Here is a 21,416-nt window from a genome sequence, read left to right as displayed (position 1 = left end):
TTAATTTGCTGTTTTGACCATTGCCGGTCGGATGATCCGATCATCCATTTTATATCCCCGTTGAAAAACATCGGTAATGACATTTTCATCCAGGTTCTCATCCTCCACATGCATCACTGCATGGTGCAGGTTGGGGTCAAAGGTTTCGCCCGGGGCGCCGTAAGCGGTGACGCCCAGCTTCTCCAGGGTGGCAGTCAGACCGTCAAAGGTCATTTGCACGCCCTTTTGCAGGCCCTCAAAGTCCTGCTGGGTGGCGCCCAGCGCCCGCTCCAGATTGTCAAACACCGGGAGAAATGCCTCCACGGTCTTGCCGGTGGCGTAGGCGTAAGTATCGCCCTTTTCTTTATCGCTGCGCTTGCGGAAATTGGCGTATTCCGCCGTCAGCCGCAGCAGCTGATCTTTTGTGTCTGCCAGCTCCTTTTCCAGCGCCGCCGTAGGGTCGTCTGTTTGGGTCTGGTTGTTTTCTTCCGCCTGTGGCGGTGTGGTTTCGGTTTCTGTTTCGGCAGCGGCAGCCTGGGTGTTTGGCTTTTCCTCTGCCTGCTTCTTTTTAGCCATTGGTTATACCTCCTTCAGCAAGAAGATCTGTGGTTTTATTCATAACATACTGTGCCCGGGGCACAATGGTGGCGTAGTCCATGCGGGTGGAGCCGATCACGCCCAGAACCGCGCGCTGTTGGCTGTTGTAGTGCAGACTGCACAGCATGGTGGCTGTGTTTTTCAGCTCAAAGTACGGGTTCTCCTCACCGATAAACAGAGCACTGCGCGCCGGGGCGTCAGCAAATTGCTTCGCCAGGGTCAAAAAGCGTGGCCGGTTGGTGAGAAAGGTCAGCAGCTTATATACCTCGTTGCCCAGTTCCTCGTGAGAGAGCAAATTGGTCTCGCCGGCAAAGAGCAGGCTGTCCTGCCGCGTTTCCGCGCACAGGGCGCACAGACTGCTGAGCACCGGCAGCATATCAAAAATGCGGCTGCCCAGGGTTACGGCTGTGCTTTGCACCGTGGCAATGCTTACATCGCTGAGCCGGGTGCCGATGAATGTGCTGTGCATCACATCGTAAAAGGCGGCCATAAATCCGTCGTCCGCCGGGCAACTGAGCCGGCAAATCGAAGATTTGATACGCCCACCGGCGGTAAGCATGACCAACATGGCGCGGCCGCCTCCGGCAGGGATTAACTGCACGCCCTGAATCACATCGCCGGCGTCTGCCAGTGCGCAACTAAAGGCGGCGCAGTGGGTGGCGTCTGCCAGCAGATCCGCCGCATCAGCCAACAGGCGCTGGGCGTCTCCGGCGTTGACGGACAGGCGTTCGTCGATCTTGGCTGTCTCATAAGGGGACAGCGCCTTAGGCTCCATTAGGTGATCCACATAAAAGCGGTAGGCATTCTTGCCCGGCACACGGCCGCCGCTGGTGTGGCGCTGTTCCAGGTAGCCCAGGTTGCTCAGGTGCGCCATTTCGTTGCGAATGGTGGCGCTGGATACAGCGTAAGGCAAAAGGTTGCACAGAGTTTTGGAGCCGATAGGCTCGCCTGTCTTGATGTAATACTCAATAATCAGGCGGAGTATGGCGGCTCTGCGTTCACCAAGCATTCCTTTCACCGTCCTTTACTGTGTTAGCACTCTATGTGCCTGAGTGCTAACTGTCTTTATATTATATCCATTTTGTCGTTTTGTCAACACCTTTTTTGCAAAATTTCAAAAAATTCACGGCTTTTTCATTTTTTGTTTATGGGTAAGATCCGCCTGCCGTCTTTTTATTCTTATTGGTATAAAAAAAGAGCACCCATAGGGTGCTCCTTGTGTGGATTCTCTTTAAGTGTTATGCAGCAACGGACTTTTCCGCAGTTTGCATGGCCGCTTTTTGCGCAGCGGCGCGTTTTTCCGTATCTGCCTTCTTGGTGGAGTGGCTGGCAGCGGAAGCTTGCAGCAGTTTATCGTTTTGCACGATCTCCTGCGTGGCTGCCTTGCTGTCGTCGATCTCCAGTATACGGAATACCTGTTCCTGCTCTTCCGGTGCGGTTACTGCGGTTTTGGCGGCGGTGTACTGTTTGGGCTTGGGCTTGCTCTTTTTCTTGGCACTGCCCTGATAGGTGTAGATGAAGCCGTAAAAAGTCTGGCCGTAATGGTAGGTGTAGTCGGTGACGGTCTTGGTGTCAAAATAGGTGCCGCCGTAGTGGGACTCGGAAATGGTAATGCTGCCGTTCTTGTGGATCTGCTCCACCACGGCCACATGGTTGCTCCAAACCACCACTGCGCCCACCTTGGGCTTGCTGCCGTACTTGTAATAGCCGCCCTGCTTGTTAATGCTCCACCACTCGCCGGCGTTGCCGTGGGTGATCTTGGGGGCCTTGCCGTTCATCTCGTACACCCGGCCGTAGGCGTAGGCCACGCAGTTGGGCATACCGTAGCCGGTCTGGCTGTAACGGTTCAGCTTGCTGTTATAATAGGCGTTGTCTGAGGTGGGGGCAGTCAGCCGGGGCTTGTAATGGCTCCTTGCGGACTCTGCCGACACGGTAGACGGGAATACTATGCAAAAAATAAGCAGAGAAATAAGGGCTATGATTGCCTTTTTCATCAAAAACCTCCCTTTGTTGGGCCTATGCCACAACAACGGTGAGGATTGTAACACATTTGTAACTTTTTAATCTATGGTAAATCTATACAACGAATTTGTAACCATTCTGTAATAATTAAGCAACTTCCACAAACTTGCCCCTTTTCCCTTGACAAAACCGCCTTAGTATTGCAACACTTGTCTAATACTGCTCTTGAGTTGCATAAAATAGGACAAAAAAACCGGCGCCCTCCGTTCTGCCGCCGGGGAGCGGCAGGGGAGAGCGCCTGTGCGTTTGTTTTGCTTTATTATAATATATAACTTATAACATTATAATAGGCATGGCCGTTAAATGCGGGCTACGCCGTCCTTCCGTGCAGCTTCTGCCACAGCGGCGGCCACGGTGTCCTTGATCCGGGGATCAAAGGCGTGGGGCAGAATATACTCCGGTTTTAACTCTGCATCGCTGACCAGGGAGGCGATGGCATACGCGGCGGCAATCTTCATATTCTCCGTAATGGCAGCGGCGCGCACATCTAACGCCCCGCGGAAGATACCGGGGAATGCGACCACGTTGTTGATCTGGTTGGGGAAGTCGGAGCGCCCGGTGCCTACAATTTTGGCACCGGCAGCGGCTGCCTCATCCGGTAGAATCTCCGGCGTGGGGTTGGCCATGGCCAGCACAATGGGATCCGGGTTCATGGTGCGGATCATCTCCTGGGTCAGCACACCGGGTGCAGACACGCCGATGAAGATGTCCGTGCCCTTTACCGCTTCTGCCAGGGTGCCCTGTACCTTGCCCTTATTGGACACGGCGGCGATCTCTGCCTTGCTGGCGTTTAATTTATCGCGGCCTTCGTAGATGGCGCCGGTGCGGTCACACAGGATCACATCGCCCAGACCCAGGGTCAGCAGCAGCTTGGCAATGGCAATGCCCGCAGCGCCGCTGCCGTTGATCACGGCCTTACACTGATCAAGGGGCTTGCCGGTAATTTTTGTGGCATTGATCAATGCGGCAGAGACCACAACGGCGGTGCCGTGCTGATCGTCGTGGAAAATCGGAATATCGCAGCGTTCTTTCAGCTTCTGCTCGATCTCAAAGCAGCGGGGCGCGGCAATATCCTCCAGGTTGATCCCGCCAAAGGAACCGCTGATATTATACACCGTCTCTACAAATTCGTCCACGTCCTTGGTGCGTACACACAGGGGGAAGGCGTCTACGCCGCCGAATTCCTTAAACAGCACGCATTTGCCCTCCATAACGGGCATACCGGCCTCCGGGCCAATGTCGCCCAGACCCAGTACCGCAGAGCCGTCGGTGATCACCGCCACCATATTCCAGCGGCGGGTCAGCTCCCAGCTTTTGTTGTAATCTGCCTGAATCGCCAGACAGGGTTCGGCCACACCGGGGGTGTAGGCCAGGGACAGGGCGTCCTTGTTGTCCACCTTGGCCCGTGCCACCACTTCAACTTTGCCTTTCCACTCACCGTGGAGTCTTAATGATTCTTTTCTGTAATCCATAGTTACCTCGCTTATTCCCAGGGGAACTTGTACTGGGTCAGACCCAGTTCGTCCCGAACTTCCAAAATTTCTTTCTGCACAGAGTCGTTGATGGGCACACCGCTGTCCTTGCGCTGCTGCCAGATCTCCCACTCTTTTTCGCCGGCGGTGAAAATGCGGTCGGCGCCGGGCGCTTTTTGAGAGGCACGCACACTGCGGAGGATTTCGCCGGCTTTTTTGCGGGTCAGCTCCTGACCCAGGAAGTGATCGGTGTCAATGGCAATAAAGAAGTGACCCAGGTGATAGGGGCGAATGTTGCCGTTCTCGTCCTTGCCGTCCAGATCTTTGCCGTAGGCACCGTCTTGCAGCACGGCAGAGAGCAGCTCGATCACCATGGCGTAGCCATAGCCTTTGTAGCCGCCCAGGGCTTCGCCAATGCCGCCCAGGGTGGTCAGTGCCGCGTCGCCGCTGCGAATCTTCTTCAGCGCCTCGCCGCTGTCGCCGGAGATGGGCTGGCCGTCCCGCCCGATTACCGTGCCCGGATGCACGTCCTCGCCAATGCGGGCGTAATATTCGATCTTGCCGTTCTGGGTGATGGAGGTGGCGCAGTCGATGAGAAAGTCAAAGTCCTCGTCGGTTGGAATGCCTACGGTCAGCGGATTGGTGCCGAACATACCCTCCACACCAAAGGTGGGCGCCACAGAGGGGCGGGCGTTGGTGCCGGTGATGCCGATGCAGCCGGCCTTGGTGGCCATGGTGGCGTAATAACCGGCAATGCCGTAGTGGCAGCTGTTGCGCACGGCCACCATGCCCATACCGTATTCCTTGGCCTTATCAATGGCCATCTGCATGGCCCGATGGCCGATCACCTGACCCATGCCGTTGTGGCCGTCTACCACGGCGGTGGTGGGGGTTTCCTTTAAGATCTCAAACTGGGTCACCGGATTTTGGATCCCGGCTTTGATCCGATCCAGGTAAATGGGCTTAAACCGGTTGCAGCCGTGGCTTTCAATCCCGCGGCGGTCGGACTCCAGCAAAACATCCGTGCAGATCTTAGCGTCCTCTGCGGGAATGCCGTAGCCGATGAAAGCGTCTGTCACAAAATTGGTGATCAGATCCCAGGGTACAATGACTTTTGACATAATGGGTTCTCCTTGTTGTGAAATAGAATTTGGGTGCGGTTTTGCCGCAAAATAAAAAGAGGAACAAAGCACCCGTTGCCGCGCGCTTTGTCCCCCCTGATTAACTTGTGTATAAATCGGTATGTTTAGCGTTCCCAGTTTCTGGAGCGCTCTACCGCCCGCTTCCAGTCGGTGTACTTCCGGTTGCGTAGCCCCTCTTCCATGGAGGGCACAAAAATCTTGTCTACTTGGCGGTTGGCCTCGATCTCCGCCGTGTCTTTCCACACACCGGTAGCCAGCCCGGCACAGTAGGCAGCGCCCAGGGCTGTGGTCTCCACATTCTTGGGTCGATTCACATTTACGCCGGTCATATCCGCCTGCATCTGCATCATAATATCGCTGACGGAAGCGCCACCGTCCACCCGAAGGTCCTTGAGGATAATGTCGGAATCCTTCATCATGGCTTCCAGCAGGTCGGTCATTTGGTAGGTAATGCTTTCCAGTACCGCGCGGCATACATGGAATTTGTTGATCCCACGGGACAGACCGATCATGACCCCGCGGGCATACATATCCCAGTAGGGAGCGCCCAGCCCGGTAAAGGCCGGCACAAAGTACAGTCCGCCGGAATCTGGCACCATGGCGGCGAATTTGTCGCACTGGGGCGCGTTCTCAATCAGCCCCAGCTCATCGCGCAGCCACTTGATCACACTGCCGGCGTTAAAGGCGGAGCCTTCCAGCGCATAGGTGATCTTGCCGTCCAGTCCCCAGGCAATGCCGGAGAGCAGGTTGGAACGAGAGTCTACCCGCTTTTCGCCGGTGTTCATCAGCAAAAAGCAGCCGGTGCCGTATGTATTCTTGGCCTGGCCGGACTCAAAGCAGCCCTGGCCGAAGAGCGCACCCGGCTGGTCACCGATGGCGCCTGCAATGGGCACACCGGCAATGTCCTCAATGCCGGTGATCTTAGCCACTTCGCCGTAAATGCAGCTGGATGGCTTTACCTCCGGCAGCATGGACATGGGAATGCCCAGCTTTTCACATAAAAACGGGTCCCAACACAGCTTGTCAATGTCAAAGAGCATGGTGCGGCAGGCATTGGAGTAATCGGTCACATGCACTTTGCCGTTGGTCAGGTTCCAGATCAGCCAGCTGTCAATGGTGCCGAACAGCAGCTCGCCCCGCTCCGCCTGCTCCCGGGCGCCCTCCACATGGTCCAAGATCCACTTGATCTTGGTGCCGCTAAAGTAGGCGTCGATCAGCAGACCGGTGGTGCTCTTTACATAATCGTTCAGCCCCTGCGCCTTCAATTCCTCGCACAGGTCCGCCGTGCGGCGGCACTGCCACACGATGGCGTTATAAATGGGACGACCGGTCTCCTTCTCCCACACCACGGTGGTCTCTCTCTGATTGGTAATGCCGATGGCAGCGATCTCCTTGGGATCCACCGCTTCCTTGCGCAGCACGGTCAGTATGGCGCTGATCTGGCTAAACAGAATTTCCATCGGGTCGTGCTCTACCCAGCCGTTCTCCGGATAGTGCTGGGTGAATTCGTTTTGCGCCTTGGCGACGATCTCACCCTTTTTGTTGAAAATGATGGCTCTGGAACTTGTGGTTCCCTGGTCCAGGGCCAAGATATACTTCTTTGCCATAAAGATTCCCCTCTCCATGTCGGTAAGACCGTGCATCGCCGGCGCTTTTTCCCCTAAAAAAGCGGAAAGGCAGATGCACGATCATCTGCCTTTCTATTTTACTTGAATTTCAGTGAATTGTCAATTCAAACAGGGCAACTTTGATAAAAAATCCACACTTTTTGCCGCAATTTTTGACAGGAATTGACAAATGGTGAAAAATGCAAATCAGATGTGATCCTCAATGTAGTTGACAATGTCGCCCACAGTCTCGATCTTCTCGATAATCTCGTCCGGTACTTCAACCTTGAACGTATCTTCCACACTCATCACGATGTCGATGGCGTCCAGACTGTCGGCCCCCAGGTCGTCTACCAGCAGGCTCTCCATGGTGATGTCCTCCGGGTTGCACTCCAGCTGCTCCACCAAAATGTTCTTCATTTTATCCAGTACCATAACTGCTCATCTCCAAAAAACTGTTGTTAATACAAGTCTTATATGCTATCATATTATATAATTCCTATAAAAAAGTCAATGCTTTCGGCAATATTTTTTTGGGCCGGGAGCGGAAAGGGCAAAATCATGACGCACTATGCACTGATCGGTCACCCGCTGGGTCATTCTCTCTCTCCCCAAATTCACCGGGCGCTGCTGGCTGCCGCCCACCTGGAGGGGGACTACCGGTTGTTGGATATTGCACCGGAGGATCTGGCGAACCGGCTGCCGGAACTGCAAACGCTGCGTGGATTTAATGTTACCATTCCCCACAAGCAAGCAGTGCTGTCGGCTATGGCAGAACTGGACGAAAAGGCGGCGCTCTTTGGGGCGGTGAATACGGTGGCGGTGCGGGACGGCAAATTCTACGGCTACAATACGGACTGCTACGGCTTTTTGCGCTCTCTGTCCGCAGCGGGCATTCCGCTGGCCGGACGCGTGCTGGTACTGGGCACCGGCGGCGTGGCTCGTATGTTTGCCTTTGAGGCGGTGCTGGCAGGTGCGGCGGTGACCCTGGCTGCCCGCACACCGTCGAAAGGTTGTGCCTTGGCGGCGGAAATTGCCGAAAAATGCGGCCGCGCGGTGACGGTGACGGATTTCAACAGCGTGACCGGTGACTGGGATCTGATCGTTAACGGCACTCCGGTGGGGATGTTCCCTAAGGTGGACGCTTGCCCGCTGGAGCCGGGTGTGCTGGCCCACACGGCTGCGGTATTTGACGCCATTTATAATCCAATGGAAACCCGGCTGCTGCGCCTGGCTCGGCAAAACGGCGCCAAGGTGGTGAACGGTCTGCCCATGCTGGTGTGGCAGGCAGCGGTAGCCCAGGAGATTTGGAATGATGTGACCTATACCCCTGCCCAGGTGCAGCGGGTGATCGAGCAAATGGAGGAACTGCTGTAATGAATATTGTGCTTTGCGGCTTTATGGGCAGCGGCAAGACTGTGGTGGGCAAAGAGCTGGCCAAAATTATGGGTCGCCGGTTTGTGGATACGGATCAGATGGTGGAGGCCCGCAGCGGCGTGTCTATTCCGGCTATTTTTCAGGTGCACGGGGAAGACTATTTTCGAGAGCTGGAGCGTGCAGCCTGCGCAGAGGCGGCAGAGATTCCCAACTGTGTGATCTCCACCGGCGGCGGGGCACTGACCTTTGACGAGAATGTACGGACCCTGCGCACCACCGGCAAGATCGTGCTGCTGGACGCGTCTTTTGATGTGATCTGTCAGCGGGTGGGCAACGGCGCCAATCGCCCTTTATTTCGGGATCCGGTGCAGGCCAAGGCGCTGTATGACGCCCGCCAGGCCAAGTATCGTGCAGCGGCAGATTATGCAGTGGACGGCGACGCCTCTGCCCGCAAAACAGCGCTGACCATTGCCGATCTGTTTCGCTAAAGGGTACATTTTGTACCAAATTCGCACTTTAAGTTGAAAAATGCGGCGGCGTGTGTTATAATGCCTTAGTTATATCCGGTGTTTGGCTGCGTTAGGCAGCGCAAAATTATTGCCGCCCTGAGCGGATCGAGGTGTATCTATGCCGAAGGTAAAAAAATTAAAGCGCGCGCTTGCGCACGATACACGGGTGTTCCAAAAGTATCGAAACCTGCTAATGGAGCTGACCCGTAAGAATATTAAGTTAAAGTACAGGGACTCCTGGATCGGTATTTTGTGGAGTTTTTTGCAGCCGCTGCTGAACATGATCGTGCTTTCCGTGGTGTTCAGCGGAATCTTTGGCCGCAGCAACAAGGGCGTGATCTGCTACCCGGTATTCCTGTTTACCGGCCGGTTGATGTTTGATTTCTTTACATCTTCCACCAAACAGGCGATGACCTCCTTCCGCCGCAATGCGGGGATCATCAAGAAGGTCTATGTGCCCAAGTATATGTATCCGCTTAGCTCCATTCTCTCTTGCTATGTAACCTTCGCTATCTCGCTGCTTTGCCTGGTGAGCGTGTGGATCTTCTTTAAGCTCACCGGAATCAGCAACGGCCACGCCCTGCACCTAAACGGCTACGCGGTGCTGTTCTTTGTACCCATGTTTATTTTGCTGGTGTTCTGCACCGGCGTGGGTATGATCCTGTCCGTGCTGTCCGTTTATTTCCGGGATGTGGAGTATATTTGGGATGTGCTGTGTCACCTGCTGTTTTATATGGTGCCCATCATTTATCCTCTGCACCGCATTACCTCCGACTGGATCGTGGTGCTTATTAAGATCAACCCACTTTATTCGATGATCGAGCTGTTCCGCCAGTGTATTCTGTATGGCCAAATGATGACCTGGAATTTGCTGCTGTATGCCTCGGTGGTATCGCTGGTCACCCTGGCTGTCGGGCTGTTCGTCTTTAATAAGTGTAGCGACAAGCTGATCTTCCACCTGTAAAGGGAATGAATAAACCCCATTGCCAATCCTTGGCAATGGGGCTTTTTATGTTATTTTGCAGTTACGCCGTAGTGCTTCCGTATGTCGGCGGTGAATTTTTTGGCGTGGTCCAGCGCCTCTTGGGAATAGACCAGGTAATCGTATTCTGTAACCTGCTGAAAGGTCAGCGGCGTGGTTGGCAGTGGGCGGGTTTGTGTGCGATCCAGGCAAAAGCTGTACAGCGTGGCGTCCGTGGCGTTGGTGGTGGCCTGGTATTCTCGGCAGGGTAGGGTGCGTTGGTACAGGTCCATGTATTCCATAGGACGGACAAACAGCAGGTATTTGTGCCCTACAGCCAACGGCAGAGCGATGCCGGTGTCGCAGTGCAGCTTGCCGTCGCTCATTTTTTCCATGGACATGAGTAGATACAGCACCACCGTGTTGCCTGCCTGCTCCCGATCGGTGGTCTTTAGCACCTTGGCGGTGTAGCGCAGATTGTTATAGGTGGGCTGCATACCGGTGATCTCCACTTGCAGGGGGATCCGGTCTTGCAGCTGCTCCACCGCTGTGCTTATGTCTAACATTTCGGCCGCCGCATCATAATCAGCCCGGTTGTCTGTGGGCAAGTCGCAAACAGCCGCCGCCACTTTTTCCGGGTCCTCCAAATCGTGGGCGCGGGTGGCCCGCAGCACAATGCCGAATATTACGGCGCACACCAGCAGGATCAGGCAGCCCAGCGCCAGTCCTTGCTGCATGGTCAGTTGTTTTTTACGCAAGGTGCCCCGCCTCCATTCGCAGTATTTTGGTGCATAGGTGCTCCAGACTGGCTCGGTCGTGGCTGGCGATCACAAAGGTGGTGCCTGCCTCCCGGTTCATACGAAGAATTTCTTCTTCCAGCACCTGTACGCTGTCATCGTCCAGCGCGTTGGTGGGTTCGTCCAGCAGCACCAATTCCGGTTGGTTCATCAGCGCCTGGATCAAGCTGACCTTTTGGCACATACCCAGCGAATATTTTTTCATAGGACGCCGATCCGTGGGATCCAGCCCAAAGCGGGTGAGCCAGCCGTCCAGTTCGCCGTCACTGATCTTGTGATCGGACAGGTCGTTGAGCATTTGCAGGTTTTGGCGGCCGCTTAGGTATTCGTAGAGAAATACATTCTCGATCACCAGCCCTACATGGGGCGCATAGACCCCGTTGCCCACCCGGGTGCCGCCTACGGTGGCTGTGCCGGTGGTGGGGGTCATCAGCCCGGCAATGGCCCGCAGCAGCATGGTCTTGCCGCAGCCGTTTTGCCCGGCCAGGCCGTAAATACCGCCGCTTTCCAGCGTCAGGTCTATGTGGTCCAGCACGGTTTTGCCCCGCAGAGTCTTGGTATAGTCTTGCAATATGATTTTTGGCATAGTCCACCTCACAAAATATCTTTTGTCTTTAGCACCCGGCCCCATAGCAGCAACCACACCGCCAGCAGTGCGCTGCCTGCGGCGTAGTAGCCCCACAGGGGATAGGCAAAGAGCGTTTCGTCCGTGGGAAATGCACTGCACAGGCACCAAAGCACCGGATTGTATTGGCGCAGCGGTACCGGTAGCAAAAACAGCGCCATTACCGCCAGCAAAAAGGCGGCGGCACCCAGCAGTACGCCTGCTTTTTCGCCCCGGGTCACGCACAGACCGGCGCACAGCACCGCAAAGCCAAAGAGCACCAGCGTGTCGCTAAACAGGCTGATCCCCATTAGTCGAACTGCGGCACCGGCAGGCAGGGCGTGGACGGCCACCGTGGCACACAGACCCTGCGTGCTGCAATACAGCAGGTTGTACAGCAGAGTTACTGCCAGCAGCCGCCCCATTTCTGCCCGGTAAAAGCGCAGATAGCGTCCCCGGCGGGTGGCGATGAATACCCCTTTTACTTGGTATTCCCGACTGAACAGCCCGCCCAGCAGGGGCACGCCGATGAGCAGGTGCAGCAGACTGCGCAGCACTTGGGGATCGGTGCTGTTCTCCGTCAGCATCAGCTCTGTTCCCTCCCGGGCGGTCAGATAGGCCGCAGTCCAGGTATTCGCAGGGGTCTGGTGCAGCTGGAACAGACTGTGCAGTCCGCCCAGCAGCAACCCCAGTGCACAGATGACCAGCGGGTATCGGTTGTAGGCAAGGGTGCGCTTCATAAGCAGTTCCTCAATTTCTTTGGTACGATCAGCGCCGGTAGGAATGCCAGTGCCAGGTAAAAGGCCATACAGATGGCAAAACCGGCAGGGGTCTGGACGGTGGGGTTCATCCCGTATAGATAGCTGAGAATATTCAGCGGCCAATCCGGCGTTAAGATCAGCAGATATTCAATGCCCTGTACCACCAAAAACATGATGGTGTAGGTGAAAATGCGGTTGCGAACAAAAAAGGAGAATTGCCAGGCTGCCACCGCAAACAACCCGGCGACCAGGGCGGACAGCAGCATATAAAGTAGATAGTACAGATAAGGCGAGTACAGATACAGATGCTGGAAAAAGAAGTGCGGATCACTGACATAATTCCAGTATGTATAGTCTTGAAACAGATCCCAGCCGTAGCGCTGGGTGCCGTTTAAGGGAAAGGCGATCAGGCACAGCCCCATATTCAGCGCCTGGGTGGCAAATATAGGTAAAAAGCCGCCGCAAAAGACGGCGACCAGTTTGGAGCGATAGTAACAGCCAATGCCCATTTTGCCCAGCAGCGGCGCCAGTAGGTGATTGTTGCGCTCATACAGAGAACTGTCTGAAAAAGAAATGCAGGCCAAAATCGGGAACAGATACATAAAGTACGGTGCGGTAAAACTGAATCCGTGAGTAGAATACGCACTGTACGGCGTGGGCTGGGCAATGGCGTCCAGGTGAATGTTGCGTAGGCACATGGCCACAAAGTAGCCCACGGCATACAACACCCCAAAGGCCATAGCAACCCAAAATCCCGGCGACCGCACCAGCAGCCGCATTTGACAGCGCAAGCATTTTTTCATACGATCCGTCCTTTCTGACGGCAACCGTGCAGCAGTTGCTTTGCCTGTTCTTGTTCTATAGAATTACCCTTTATACCGGCGTGTATTGGTCGCCTGCCGGTCTGTCATAGGCAGTTTTTTAACTTTTTCGGTACGATCAGTGCCGGCAGCAGCGCCAGTGCCAGGTAAAAGATTATACAGAGCGCCATGCCGACATAGGTTTGGCCGCCGGGGTAATAGCCCAGCAGATACTCGTTGATATGCAGCGGCCAATCCGGCGTTAAGATCAGCAGATATTCAATGCCATGTACCACCAAAAACATGATGGTATAGGTAAAAATGCGGTTGCGAACAAAAAAGGAGAATTGCCAGGCCGTCACTGCAAACAGACCCGCTACAAAAGAGGAGACCACCATGAAAAAGAAGTAGTATAGATAAGGAGACGCGATGTAAAGCCGCTTAAAGAGGAAAAGGGGATCGTTGACAATGCCCCAGTATGTATAGTCTTGAAACAGATCCCAGCCGTAGCGCTGGGTGCCGTTTAAGGGAAAGGCGATCAGGCACAGCCCCATATTTAGTGCCTGGGTGGCAAATATGGGCAAAAAGCCGCCGCAAAAGACGGCAACCAGTTTGGAGCGATAGTAACGGCCAATGCCCATTTTGCCCAGCAGCGGCGCCAGTAGGTGATTGTTGCGTTCATACAGGGAACTGTCAGAAAAAGAGATACAAGAAAGCAACGGCAGCAGCATTAAAAAATATGGCGCTGTAAGGCTAAGCCCTTGATTTGCATACGCACTGTACGGCGTGGGCTGGGCAATGGCATCCAGGTGCATGTTGCGTAGGCACATGGCCACAAAGTAGCCCACGGCATACAACACCCCAAAGGCCATAGCGACCCAAAATCCCGGCGACCGCACCAGCAGCCGCATTTGATAGCGCAAGCATTTTTTCATGGGATCCGTCCTTTCCATGCAAATTGAAAAGTTCCTTCTATTATATAGTGTGGCAAAATGGGAAAATACGCCAAAAATATCCTATAAATTTACAAAATTCGATGAAAAGGTATAAAAATAGACGGCAAATAGCTGCCGTCTGATGATGGGGTTACAACTGATTTTCTTCTTGATAGGCTTTGCTTTGCTCCACATGGGCCACATCCGGAATGGGGGTGTGCATTTCTGTTTTGCCGTCCGGCTGGACGGTGGGGTTGGTAATATTTTCGCAGTAGCGGGCGGTGACCTCGCCGGTGGTCAGGGCGTACTTCTCGCGATAATCCCGGTAACGGCCGGGTGCGTGGCGCACCGGCGCGTCCCAGTTATTCAGGCTGTTTTCCGTTTGGGGAAAGTGGCGGTTATTCTGCATGGTTGCACAGCTGTGCCGCCACGGCCTTTAAGTCCTCCAGGGAATTGATCTTGGCGCCGGATTGAATGATATTCTCTTTTACGCTCTCCGGCAGGGCGTTAAAGTATTGGTTCATCTCCGGCGTTAAATGAAATAAATCGGGCATACTGAAAACCTCCTTCGGTTTTAGTATGCCCGTTTTTTGCGCTCATTTGTTGTTTGATTTTTCCAATTTTTGAGGCTTTTCGTAAGCGGCCAGCAGCGCACCCAGCAGGACCACCAGGGCGCAGAGTATGTCCTTGGTGCCGGGGACCTGGTGCAAAAGCAGGTAAGAGAACGGCAGCGACCAGGCGGCGTAAGTAATGTTCAGGGGCATGGCCTTGCCGGTGCCCAGCTTGCCCAGCGCCTTGTAGTAGCACAGATAAGAGGCGGTGCCGCACAGGGCGGACAGGGCGATGATCCACAGTGCTCGCGTGCCAAACAGCCCGGCGGTAAAGCCCCAGCCCTTGCAGGCCGGCAGCAAAACAATGGCATAGGTCAGCGCCGACACCGGCTGGCGGATTTGCAGTGCCTGGGCGTTGGTGACGGTGCTGCTTTGCAGTCCGTAGGTGCAGATGACCCCCTCCGCTGCCCAGCCGATACAGCACAGCAGTGCGCAGCCAAAGCCCAGTAGCTGTCCCTTTGGCAGCGCCGCGCCGGGGGTGTAGCCCAAAGCGATCACCCCGCCAATACTCAGTGCCAGACCGATCAGGCCGGTAGGGCGCAATTTTTCCTTTAAGAAAAAGTGGGCCAGCACCGTGCCCAGTGCCGGGTACAGTGCGGAGATGATGGCGGTGTACGCCGGGCCGATGGCGTTGATGGCCAGCACATAGCCGGTCATACCCACCGGGCCGCCCAGTAGTGCGCCCAGCGCCACAAAGCGGCCGCCCCGGGTGCGTAGCGCTTGCCATACTGCCTTGTATTGGCGGCGCAGCCCGGTATAGCCCAGCATCCACAGGGAAGAGCACAGGTCGTGCAAAAAAGTGCTGGCAAAGGGTGCCAGTATCGCTGCTCTGGGGTCGCCGGTAAACACCGGCAGCGCCAGAGCCATGCCCAGTATGACCGTGTCCAGCGCCCAAAGGGCGCCACCTGTCAGTCCGGTTAACATAGGCTCCTCCTTAGTCCAGTAATTCTGCCAAAATGGTGTTGGATACCAACATACCCCGGGGGGTTAGGGCAATGCGACCATTGGCGCGGCGCATAAATCCCCCGGCAATGTACGGCGCCGGATCGCGGGTGAGCCAGTTCTCCGGTATGCCCCGGTTCAGTCGCAAGCCTAAGAGAATTTGCTCCTCTCGGTCGCCGCCGGGGCCTTCGTCCTGCCAGATCCAGTCCCGGTCAAAGTAAAAGCGCCTACCGTTCCACAGGGAGTGGGCGCTGGGTCCCAGTCCCAAGTACGGCTCCAGCAGCCAGTATTTCAAGTTGTGGCGGCTCTCGTACCCCGGGCGGGCAAAGTTGCTGATCTCGTACTGGGCAAAGCCCAGTTGTCCCAGCCGCTCCACCGTTTGCAGGTACATTTGGCACACGGTGTCCTCCTCCGGCAGCGCCAGCTTGGCTTGCAGGCGGTCAAAGGGGGTACCCGGTTCGATCTTCAGCAGATAGGCGCTGATGTGGGTCACCTGCATACGCGCAATAAAGGCAAAGGTTTCCTCCAGGCTGTCCGGGGTCTGTTTGGGGGTGCCCAGCATCACATCCAGGCTAATATTGGTAATGCCTGCCGCCTTGGCTGCCGCTACGGTGCGGGCCACTTCCCCGCTGCCGGCACGGCGACCCAGGGCGAACCGTTCCCGATCCACGGCGCTTTGCATACCGATGCTCACCCGGTTGATCCCCGCCGCTGCGTACTGCTCCATATCCCCGGTCAGGTCCTTGGAGGGGTTGCACTCGACGGTGATCTCCGCCGCCGGGTCAATGGCAAAGTGATCCCGCACCGCCTGCAAAATGCCGGTGAGCACCTGTGGCTCCAGGATGGAGGGGGTGCCGCCGCCAAAGTACACGGTGTCAAAACTGCCGGTATAGTCTTGCATTTGCCCTCCCAGCTTCTCGGCAAAAGCGTCGGCGGCTGTCGGGGTGTACTTGGTGCTGTAAAAATCGCAGTACGGGCACTTGGAAAAACAAAAAGGAATATGAATATAAAGACCTGCGGCCATACTTCACACTCCTTTTTGCGTTCATTTTTGATTTATTTTTTGCGGCTTTCCGCTTTCAGTCGCAGGGATTTGTCCAAGATCATCTTGCGCAGACGAATGCTCTTGGGGGTCACTTCCAGCAGCTCATCGTCTGCCAGGAATTCCATGCTCTGTTCCAGAGACAGCGTGGTGGGGGGCACCAGTTTCAGCGCCTCGTCGGAGCCGCTGGCTCGGGTGTTGGTTACATGCTTCTTCTTGCACACATTGCACACAATGTCCTCGTCCTTGGCGCATTCGCCCACGATCATGCCCTCGTACACCTCTACACCGGGACCAACGAACAGCCGCCCTCGGTCCTGGGTGTTCCACAGGCCGTAGCCGCTGGTGGTGCCGGTCTCGTGCACCACGATGGAGCCGTGGGTGCGGGTGGCAATCTCACCCTTGTAGGGTTCATACCCGCCAAACAGCTGGTTCATAATGCCGTTGCCGTTGGTGTCCGTCAAGAACTCGCTGCGGTAGCCGATCAGCCCGCGGGCGGGGATCTTGATCTCCAGGTGGGTCATGCCGGTGGAGCGGGTGTCCATGTTCTCAATCTCGCCTTTGCGGGAGCACAGCTTCTCCATCACGGCGCCTACATAGGCCTCCGGCACTTCAATGATGGCCAGTTCCATAGGCTCCAGGGTCTTGCCGGTCTGGGGATCCTTTTTCAGAATGACCTGGGGACGGCTGACGGCGAATTCATAGTTCTCTCGCCGCATGGTCTCAATGAGAATGGACAGGTGCAGCTCACCTCGGCCGGATACCTTAAAGGTGTCCATACTGTCCGTTTCTTCCACCCGCATGGACACGTTGGTCTCCACTTCCTTAAACAGGCGGTCCCGCAGGTTGCGGGAGGTGACATACTTGCCCTCACGCCCGGCAAAGGGAGAATCGTTGACCATAAAGTTCATGCTGATGGTGGGCTCATCAATCTTTACAAAGGGCAGCGGCTCCACGCACTCCGGGGCGCACAAGGTCTCGCCGATGTTCAGGTCCGCAATACCGGCCACGCAAATCAGGTCGCCCATGACCGCTTCCTCTACCGGCACCCGCTTCAGCCCCTCAAATTGGTACAGCTTGGTGACCCGGATATTTTCCCGGGTATCATCCCGGCGGCACAGCACATAGGGCGCGTTGACTTTTACGCTGCCTCGCTCCACACGGCCCACGCCGATACGGCCCACATAGTCGTCATACTCCAAAGAGGAGAACAGTACCTGGGTGGGACCCTCCGGGTCGCCCTGGGGAGAAGGAATGTACTTTAAGATGGCGTCCAGCAGCGGACGCATATCGCCGCTGCGCACCTCCGGCTCTGTGCCGGCGTAGCCGTCCTTGGCGGAGGCGTAGATCACCGGGAAGTCGATTTGGTCATCGTCTGCGCCCAGCTCAATAAACAGGTCCAGTACCTCGTCTACCACCTCAGCAGGGCGGGCGCCGTCCCGGTCAATCTTGTTGACCACCACCAGCGGCGTCTTGTGCAGACCCAGCGCCTTTTTCAGCACAAAGCGGGTCTGGGGCATACAGCCCTCAAAAGCGTCCACCAGCAGCAGAACGCCGTCTACCATGGTGAGAATACGCTCTACCTCGCCGCCAAAGTCCGCATGGCCGGGCGTGTCTACAATGTTGATCTTGGTGTTGTTATAGTGAATGGAGGTGTTCTTGGACATAATGGTAATGCCCCGCTCACGCTCCAGGTCGTTGCTGTCCATGACCCGCTCTTCCACCACTTCATTTTGGCGGAAAGTGCCGCTTTGGCGCAGCATTTCGTCCACCAGAGTGGTTTTGCCGTGGTCAACATGGGCAATGATTGCAATGTTTTTTATATCTTTTCTTGTACTCAAAGTGCTCACCCGAATTCTTATTTATTCTTTTTGATATTAAAGCTGTCTCGCAGAGCAACGGTGCGGTTAAACACCGGTGCGCCGGGGGCAGAGTCCTTGTCCATACAAAAGTAGCCGTCCCGCATAAACTGGAACCGATCGCCGGCCTTGACCGTGGCCAGTGCCACCTCGCCGTAGCCTTGCTTCTCGGTCAGACTGTCCGGGTTTAGGTTCTCCTCAAAGGAGTTGACGCCGCTGTCGTCGCTGGGGTTCTCCACGTTAAACAGCCGGTCATAGATCCGGGCGGTCAGGGGGGTGTTCTCTTTGGCGCTGACCCAGTGAATGGTGCCGCGTACCTTGCGCCCATCCGGGGCGTCGCCGCCAAAGGTGGCCGGGTCGTAGGTGGCGTGCACGCAGGTCACATTGCCATTTTCGTCTGTGTCATAACCGGTGCAGGTCACCAGGTAGGCCTTGTACAGCCGTACCTCGTTGCCCGGGTACAGACGGCGGTATTTCTTGATGGGCTCGGCCATAAAGTCGTCCCGCTCAATGTACAGCTCCCGGCCAAAGGGCACGGTGCGCTTGCCATATTCCGGGTGGTCCGGGTGATACTCCACTTCCAGGGCCTCGGTCTTGTCCTCCGGGTAGTTGTCGATCACCAGTTTAATGGGGTCCAGCACCGCCATGGCTCGGGGAGCGGAGGTGTTCAGGTGCTCCCGTACGCAGGCCTCCAGCAGGGCAAAGTCCACCACGCTGTACGCCTTGGACACGCCGATGCGCTCGCAGAAGTCCCGTACCGCCTCCGGCGGATAGCCCCGGCGGCGCATACCGCTGAGGGTGGCCATACGGGGATCATCCCAGCCGCTGACGATGCCGTCCTGCACCAGCTTTAAGCACTTGCGCTTGCTGGTGAGGGTGTAGTTCAGGTTCAGCCGGGCAAACTCGATCTGGCGGGGCTTTTGCCCCTCGATCAGCTCGTCCACAAACCAGTTGTACAGCGGGCGGTGGTTTTCAAATTCCAGAGAACACAGAGAGTGGGTCACGCCCTCTCTGGCGTCCGACAGGGGATGGGCAAAGTCATACATGGGATACACGCACCATTTGTCGCCGGTGCGGTGATGGTGGGCGTACATAATACGATAAATGATCGGGTCCCGCATATTCAGGTTGGGGGAGCTCATATCGATTTTGGCACGCAGCACCTTGCTGCCCTCCGGGAACTCGCCCTTGCTCATGCGCATAAACAGGTCCAGGTTTTCCTCCACGGAGCGGTTGCGGTAGGGGCTCTCTTTGCCCGGCTCGGTGAGGGTGCCACGGTAGGCACGCATTTCCTCCGGCGTCAGCTCGCAAACAAAGGCCTTGCCTTTCTTGATCAGCTTGATGGCGCAGTCAAAGAGAAAGTCAAAGTAGTCGGAGGCATAGTACAGGTTGTCCCACTGAAAGCCCAGCCATTGAATGTCCTCTTTGATGGCGTCTACATACTCGGTGTCCTCTTTGGTGGGGTTGGTGTCATCCAAGCGCAGATTGCACACGCCCTTGTACTTTTCCTTTACCCCAAAATTGATGCAAATGGCCTTGGCGTGGCCAATGTGCAGGTAGCCGTTGGGCTCCGGGGGAAAGCGGGTCTGTATGCTGCTATATACCCCGTCCTCCAGGTCTTTATCAATAAAATCGTGGATAAAATTAGAGTTTTCTCTGATCTCCTCAGCCATGGTACTCCTCCTTGTAGTGCGCCAGTGCGGCGTTTAGTCTGGCTTGTGCGGTCTCTTGCCCCAGCAAAGCCAGTATAGCGTGCAGGTCCGGGGTGTTGGTGCGCCCGGTGAGCGCCACCCGGATTACGGTAGACACATCGCCTACATGGCCCTTGAACGCTGTGGGGTCCTGCTTGTATTCTTTCACATTGGGGGTGCAGCCCACCTGCGGGCACAACGCCTTGATCTTGGCAAACCAGGTGTCTTTGTCGTCTGCGGTGTCCACCAGGTCTTTGTACTGCTCCAGCACCTGTACTGCCAGTGCCGGATTCGCATTGCCGGTCAGGTCGTAGCAGGGGGTAAAGGTTTGGTCGTAGAAATAGCTGATGTAGTCCGCCAGATCGCTCCATTTGGCAATGTCCTTGCGGGGCTTTTTGCCGCCCCGGTCAATGCTGAGCACTGCCACCGCGTAGGCCGGATCGCTGTCAAACAGCGCGGCCAGTTCCGGCTGGTGCCGATCGGCCCAGGCGTGGGCCAGGTCAAACACTTCCTGTGCAGTCATTTTGCTGATGACGGTCTTGGACACATCCGTCAGCTTAGCCATATCAAACAGGGCGCCGGACACGCTCATTTTCTTTAAGTTAAAGGGGAAGTCTGCCAGGTCTGCTGTGGGGTTGGCACGCCGCCAGTCCTCAAAGTTGGAGTTGGCAATGGTCATCATATATTCGTTGACCGCTGCTGCCGGAATACCCATTTGGTCGTAGTAGGTAACGGCCGCTTCCGGGTCCTTACGCTTAGAGAGCTTGCGCTTGCCGCCGTTTTCTTCCTTAAGAATGGGGGCAATATGGGCGTATTTCACCGGGCGGAAGCCTAAGAGTTTGAACAGCTGCAGGTGCAGGGGCACAGAGGCGATCCATTCGTCACCCCGCACCACATGGGTGGTTCGCATCAGGTGGTCGTCCACCGCGTGGGCAAAGTGATAGGTGGGAATGCCGTCGGTTTTCAGCAGCACCACATCAATCACATTCTCCTGCATTTCGATTTTGCCTTTGATCAGATCGTCAAAGCGCACCTTGCCCTCCGGCTTGCCGGGAGAGCGCAGGCGCAGGGTCCAGGGCTTGCCGGCGTCTATATTGGCCTTGATTTGGTCGTAGGTCAGATCCCGACAGTGGGCGTAGGGACCCCAGTAGCCTTTAATGTCCTCGTTCTCCTGCCGGGCGTGCAGGTCTTCCAGCTCCTTCGGGGTGCAAAAGCAGGGGTAAGCCAGCCCTTCCTCCACCAGAGATTTGCCGTAGCACTGGTAAATGTCTTTGCGCAGACTTTGGGTGTAAGGGCCGTAGGCACCGCTTTCGCTTCCGTCGCCCATCACGCCTTCGTCCGGTGTAATGCCGTAGATTTGCAGCGCAGAGAGCATGGTCTCCACCGCGCCCTCTACCTTGCGCTTTTGATCCGTATCTTCCACCCGCACATAGAACACGCCGTCGGTGCAGCGGGCAGTGCGGTATGCCGCCGCGCAGGAAAACAGATTGCCAAAGTGCAAAAAGCCTGTTGGGCTGGGCGAAAAGCGGCTGACTCTGGCGCCCTCTTTCAGCTGCCGGGGCGGGTATTTGGCTTCGTAATCCGCCGGGGTCATGGTAATATGGGGAAAGAGCAGCGCTGCGATTTTTTCATTTTCCGTCATGATTTCACCTACTGTTCCGGCCAACGGGCGATAGTGCCGTTTTGCGCCGGATATAAAATTACAGCC

General features: G+C 56.0%; 22 protein-coding genes. 3 read left to right on the top strand and 19 right to left on the bottom strand.

Annotation, left to right across the window (positions count from 1 at the left end; genetic code table 11):
• The 7 genes from grpE to acpP form a co-directional block, all read right to left on the bottom strand.
• Entirely contained in the window at positions 1-555 is a 555-nt protein-coding gene (gene grpE / locus OGM59_07310; GenBank protein UYI90510.1) for a nucleotide exchange factor GrpE, read from the bottom strand.
• Positions 548-1,585: a heat-inducible transcriptional repressor HrcA gene (gene hrcA, locus OGM59_07305; GenBank protein UYI90509.1), complete on the bottom strand. Its 1,038-nt coding sequence runs from the start codon at positions 1,583-1,585 to the stop codon at positions 548-550. The genes grpE and hrcA overlap by 8 nt, the downstream gene beginning before the upstream one ends.
• A 229-nt stretch (positions 1,586-1,814) precedes the next feature.
• Positions 1,815-2,570: a CHAP domain-containing protein gene (locus OGM59_07300; protein ID UYI90508.1), complete on the bottom strand. Its 756-nt coding sequence runs from the start codon at positions 2,568-2,570 to the stop codon at positions 1,815-1,817.
• Positions 2,571-2,897: 327 nt separating this feature from the next.
• The gene (locus tag OGM59_07295) at positions 2,898-4,070 is read right to left on the bottom strand and encodes an NAD-dependent malic enzyme (protein ID UYI90507.1); all 1,173 of its coding nucleotides are present in this window, start codon (positions 4,068-4,070) and stop codon (positions 2,898-2,900) included.
• Positions 4,071-4,081: 11 nt separating this feature from the next.
• Complete coding sequence (locus OGM59_07290) at positions 4,082-5,191, bottom strand: Ldh family oxidoreductase (protein UYI90506.1); 1,110 nt, start codon at positions 5,189-5,191, stop codon at positions 4,082-4,084.
• Positions 5,192-5,316: 125 nt separating this feature from the next.
• Positions 5,317-6,819: a glycerol kinase GlpK gene (glpK, locus tag OGM59_07285; GenBank protein ID UYI90505.1), complete on the bottom strand. Its 1,503-nt coding sequence runs from the start codon at positions 6,817-6,819 to the stop codon at positions 5,317-5,319.
• Between the two features lie 207 nt (positions 6,820-7,026).
• Positions 7,027-7,254 (bottom strand): acyl carrier protein, encoded by a 228-nt coding sequence (gene acpP, locus OGM59_07280; GenBank protein ID UYI90504.1) that lies wholly within the window; start codon positions 7,252-7,254, stop codon positions 7,027-7,029.
• Between the two features lie 126 nt (positions 7,255-7,380).
• Here acpP and aroE point away from each other — a divergent pair, with 126 nt between their 5' ends.
• From aroE to OGM59_07265, 3 genes are all read left to right on the top strand, one after another.
• Complete coding sequence (aroE, locus tag OGM59_07275; protein ID UYI90503.1) at positions 7,381-8,196, top strand: shikimate dehydrogenase; 816 nt, start codon at positions 7,381-7,383, stop codon at positions 8,194-8,196.
• Positions 8,196-8,684, top strand: a complete 489-nt coding sequence (locus OGM59_07270; protein UYI90502.1) for a shikimate kinase — start codon at positions 8,196-8,198, stop codon at positions 8,682-8,684. Before aroE ends, OGM59_07270 begins: the two co-directional genes overlap by 1 nt.
• A gap of 139 nt (positions 8,685-8,823) precedes the next feature.
• Entirely contained in the window at positions 8,824-9,669 is an 846-nt protein-coding gene (locus OGM59_07265) for an ABC transporter permease (protein ID UYI90501.1), read from the top strand.
• 50 nt (positions 9,670-9,719) lie between these two features.
• On the opposite strand, the gene OGM59_07260 is transcribed toward OGM59_07265, so the two are convergent.
• The 12 genes from OGM59_07260 to gltX all read right to left on the bottom strand — a co-directional run bounded on the left by OGM59_07260 (position 9,720) and on the right by gltX (position 21,350).
• Complete coding sequence (locus OGM59_07260; protein UYI90500.1) at positions 9,720-10,424, bottom strand: hypothetical protein; 705 nt, start codon at positions 10,422-10,424, stop codon at positions 9,720-9,722.
• Positions 10,417-11,049 carry an ABC transporter ATP-binding protein gene (locus OGM59_07255; protein UYI90499.1) on the bottom strand — a complete coding sequence of 211 codons (633 nt, stop codon included), beginning with the start codon at positions 11,047-11,049 and terminating at the stop codon, positions 10,417-10,419. The genes OGM59_07260 and OGM59_07255 overlap by 8 nt, the downstream gene beginning before the upstream one ends.
• Before the next feature lie 8 nt (positions 11,050-11,057).
• A complete protein-coding gene (locus OGM59_07250; protein UYI90498.1) occupies positions 11,058-11,807 on the bottom strand; it encodes a hypothetical protein in 750 nt (249 codons plus the stop codon).
• Entirely contained in the window at positions 11,804-12,631 is an 828-nt protein-coding gene (locus OGM59_07245) for a hypothetical protein (protein UYI90497.1), read from the bottom strand. Before OGM59_07245 ends, OGM59_07250 begins: the two co-directional genes overlap by 4 nt.
• 104 nt (positions 12,632-12,735) lie before the next feature.
• Complete coding sequence (locus tag OGM59_07240; GenBank protein UYI90496.1) at positions 12,736-13,563, bottom strand: hypothetical protein; 828 nt, start codon at positions 13,561-13,563, stop codon at positions 12,736-12,738.
• A gap of 151 nt (positions 13,564-13,714) precedes the next feature.
• A complete protein-coding gene (locus OGM59_07235) occupies positions 13,715-13,972 on the bottom strand; it encodes a hypothetical protein (GenBank protein ID UYI90495.1) in 258 nt (85 codons plus the stop codon).
• Positions 13,962-14,117, bottom strand: coding sequence for a hypothetical protein (locus OGM59_07230; protein ID UYI90494.1), 156 nt, complete (start codon positions 14,115-14,117; stop codon positions 13,962-13,964). The genes OGM59_07235 and OGM59_07230 overlap by 11 nt, the downstream gene beginning before the upstream one ends.
• A 42-nt stretch (positions 14,118-14,159) precedes the next feature.
• A complete protein-coding gene (locus tag OGM59_07225) occupies positions 14,160-15,098 on the bottom strand; it encodes a DMT family transporter (GenBank protein UYI90493.1) in 939 nt (312 codons plus the stop codon).
• A 10-nt stretch (positions 15,099-15,108) separates the two neighbouring features.
• Positions 15,109-16,140, bottom strand: coding sequence for a radical SAM family heme chaperone HemW (gene hemW / locus OGM59_07220; GenBank protein UYI90492.1), 1,032 nt, complete (start codon positions 16,138-16,140; stop codon positions 15,109-15,111).
• 32 nt (positions 16,141-16,172) lie between these two features.
• The gene (gene typA / locus OGM59_07215; GenBank protein UYI90491.1) at positions 16,173-17,999 is read right to left on the bottom strand and encodes a translational GTPase TypA; all 1,827 of its coding nucleotides are present in this window, start codon (positions 17,997-17,999) and stop codon (positions 16,173-16,175) included.
• Between the two features lie 17 nt (positions 18,000-18,016).
• The gene (locus OGM59_07210) at positions 18,017-19,690 is read right to left on the bottom strand and encodes a glutamine--tRNA ligase/YqeY domain fusion protein (protein UYI90490.1); all 1,674 of its coding nucleotides are present in this window, start codon (positions 19,688-19,690) and stop codon (positions 18,017-18,019) included.
• Entirely contained in the window at positions 19,683-21,350 is a 1,668-nt protein-coding gene (gene gltX / locus OGM59_07205; GenBank protein ID UYI90489.1) for a glutamate--tRNA ligase, read from the bottom strand. Before gltX ends, OGM59_07210 begins: the two co-directional genes overlap by 8 nt.
• Positions 21,351-21,416: the final 66 nt, after the last annotated feature.

The organism is Oscillospiraceae bacterium (genome assembly GCA_025757685.1).
Lineage (GTDB): Bacteria > Bacillota > Clostridia > Oscillospirales > Acutalibacteraceae > CAG-217.
Note: the sequence above shows the minus strand (reverse complement) of the source record. Positions and strands in the feature narration are given on the sequence as shown.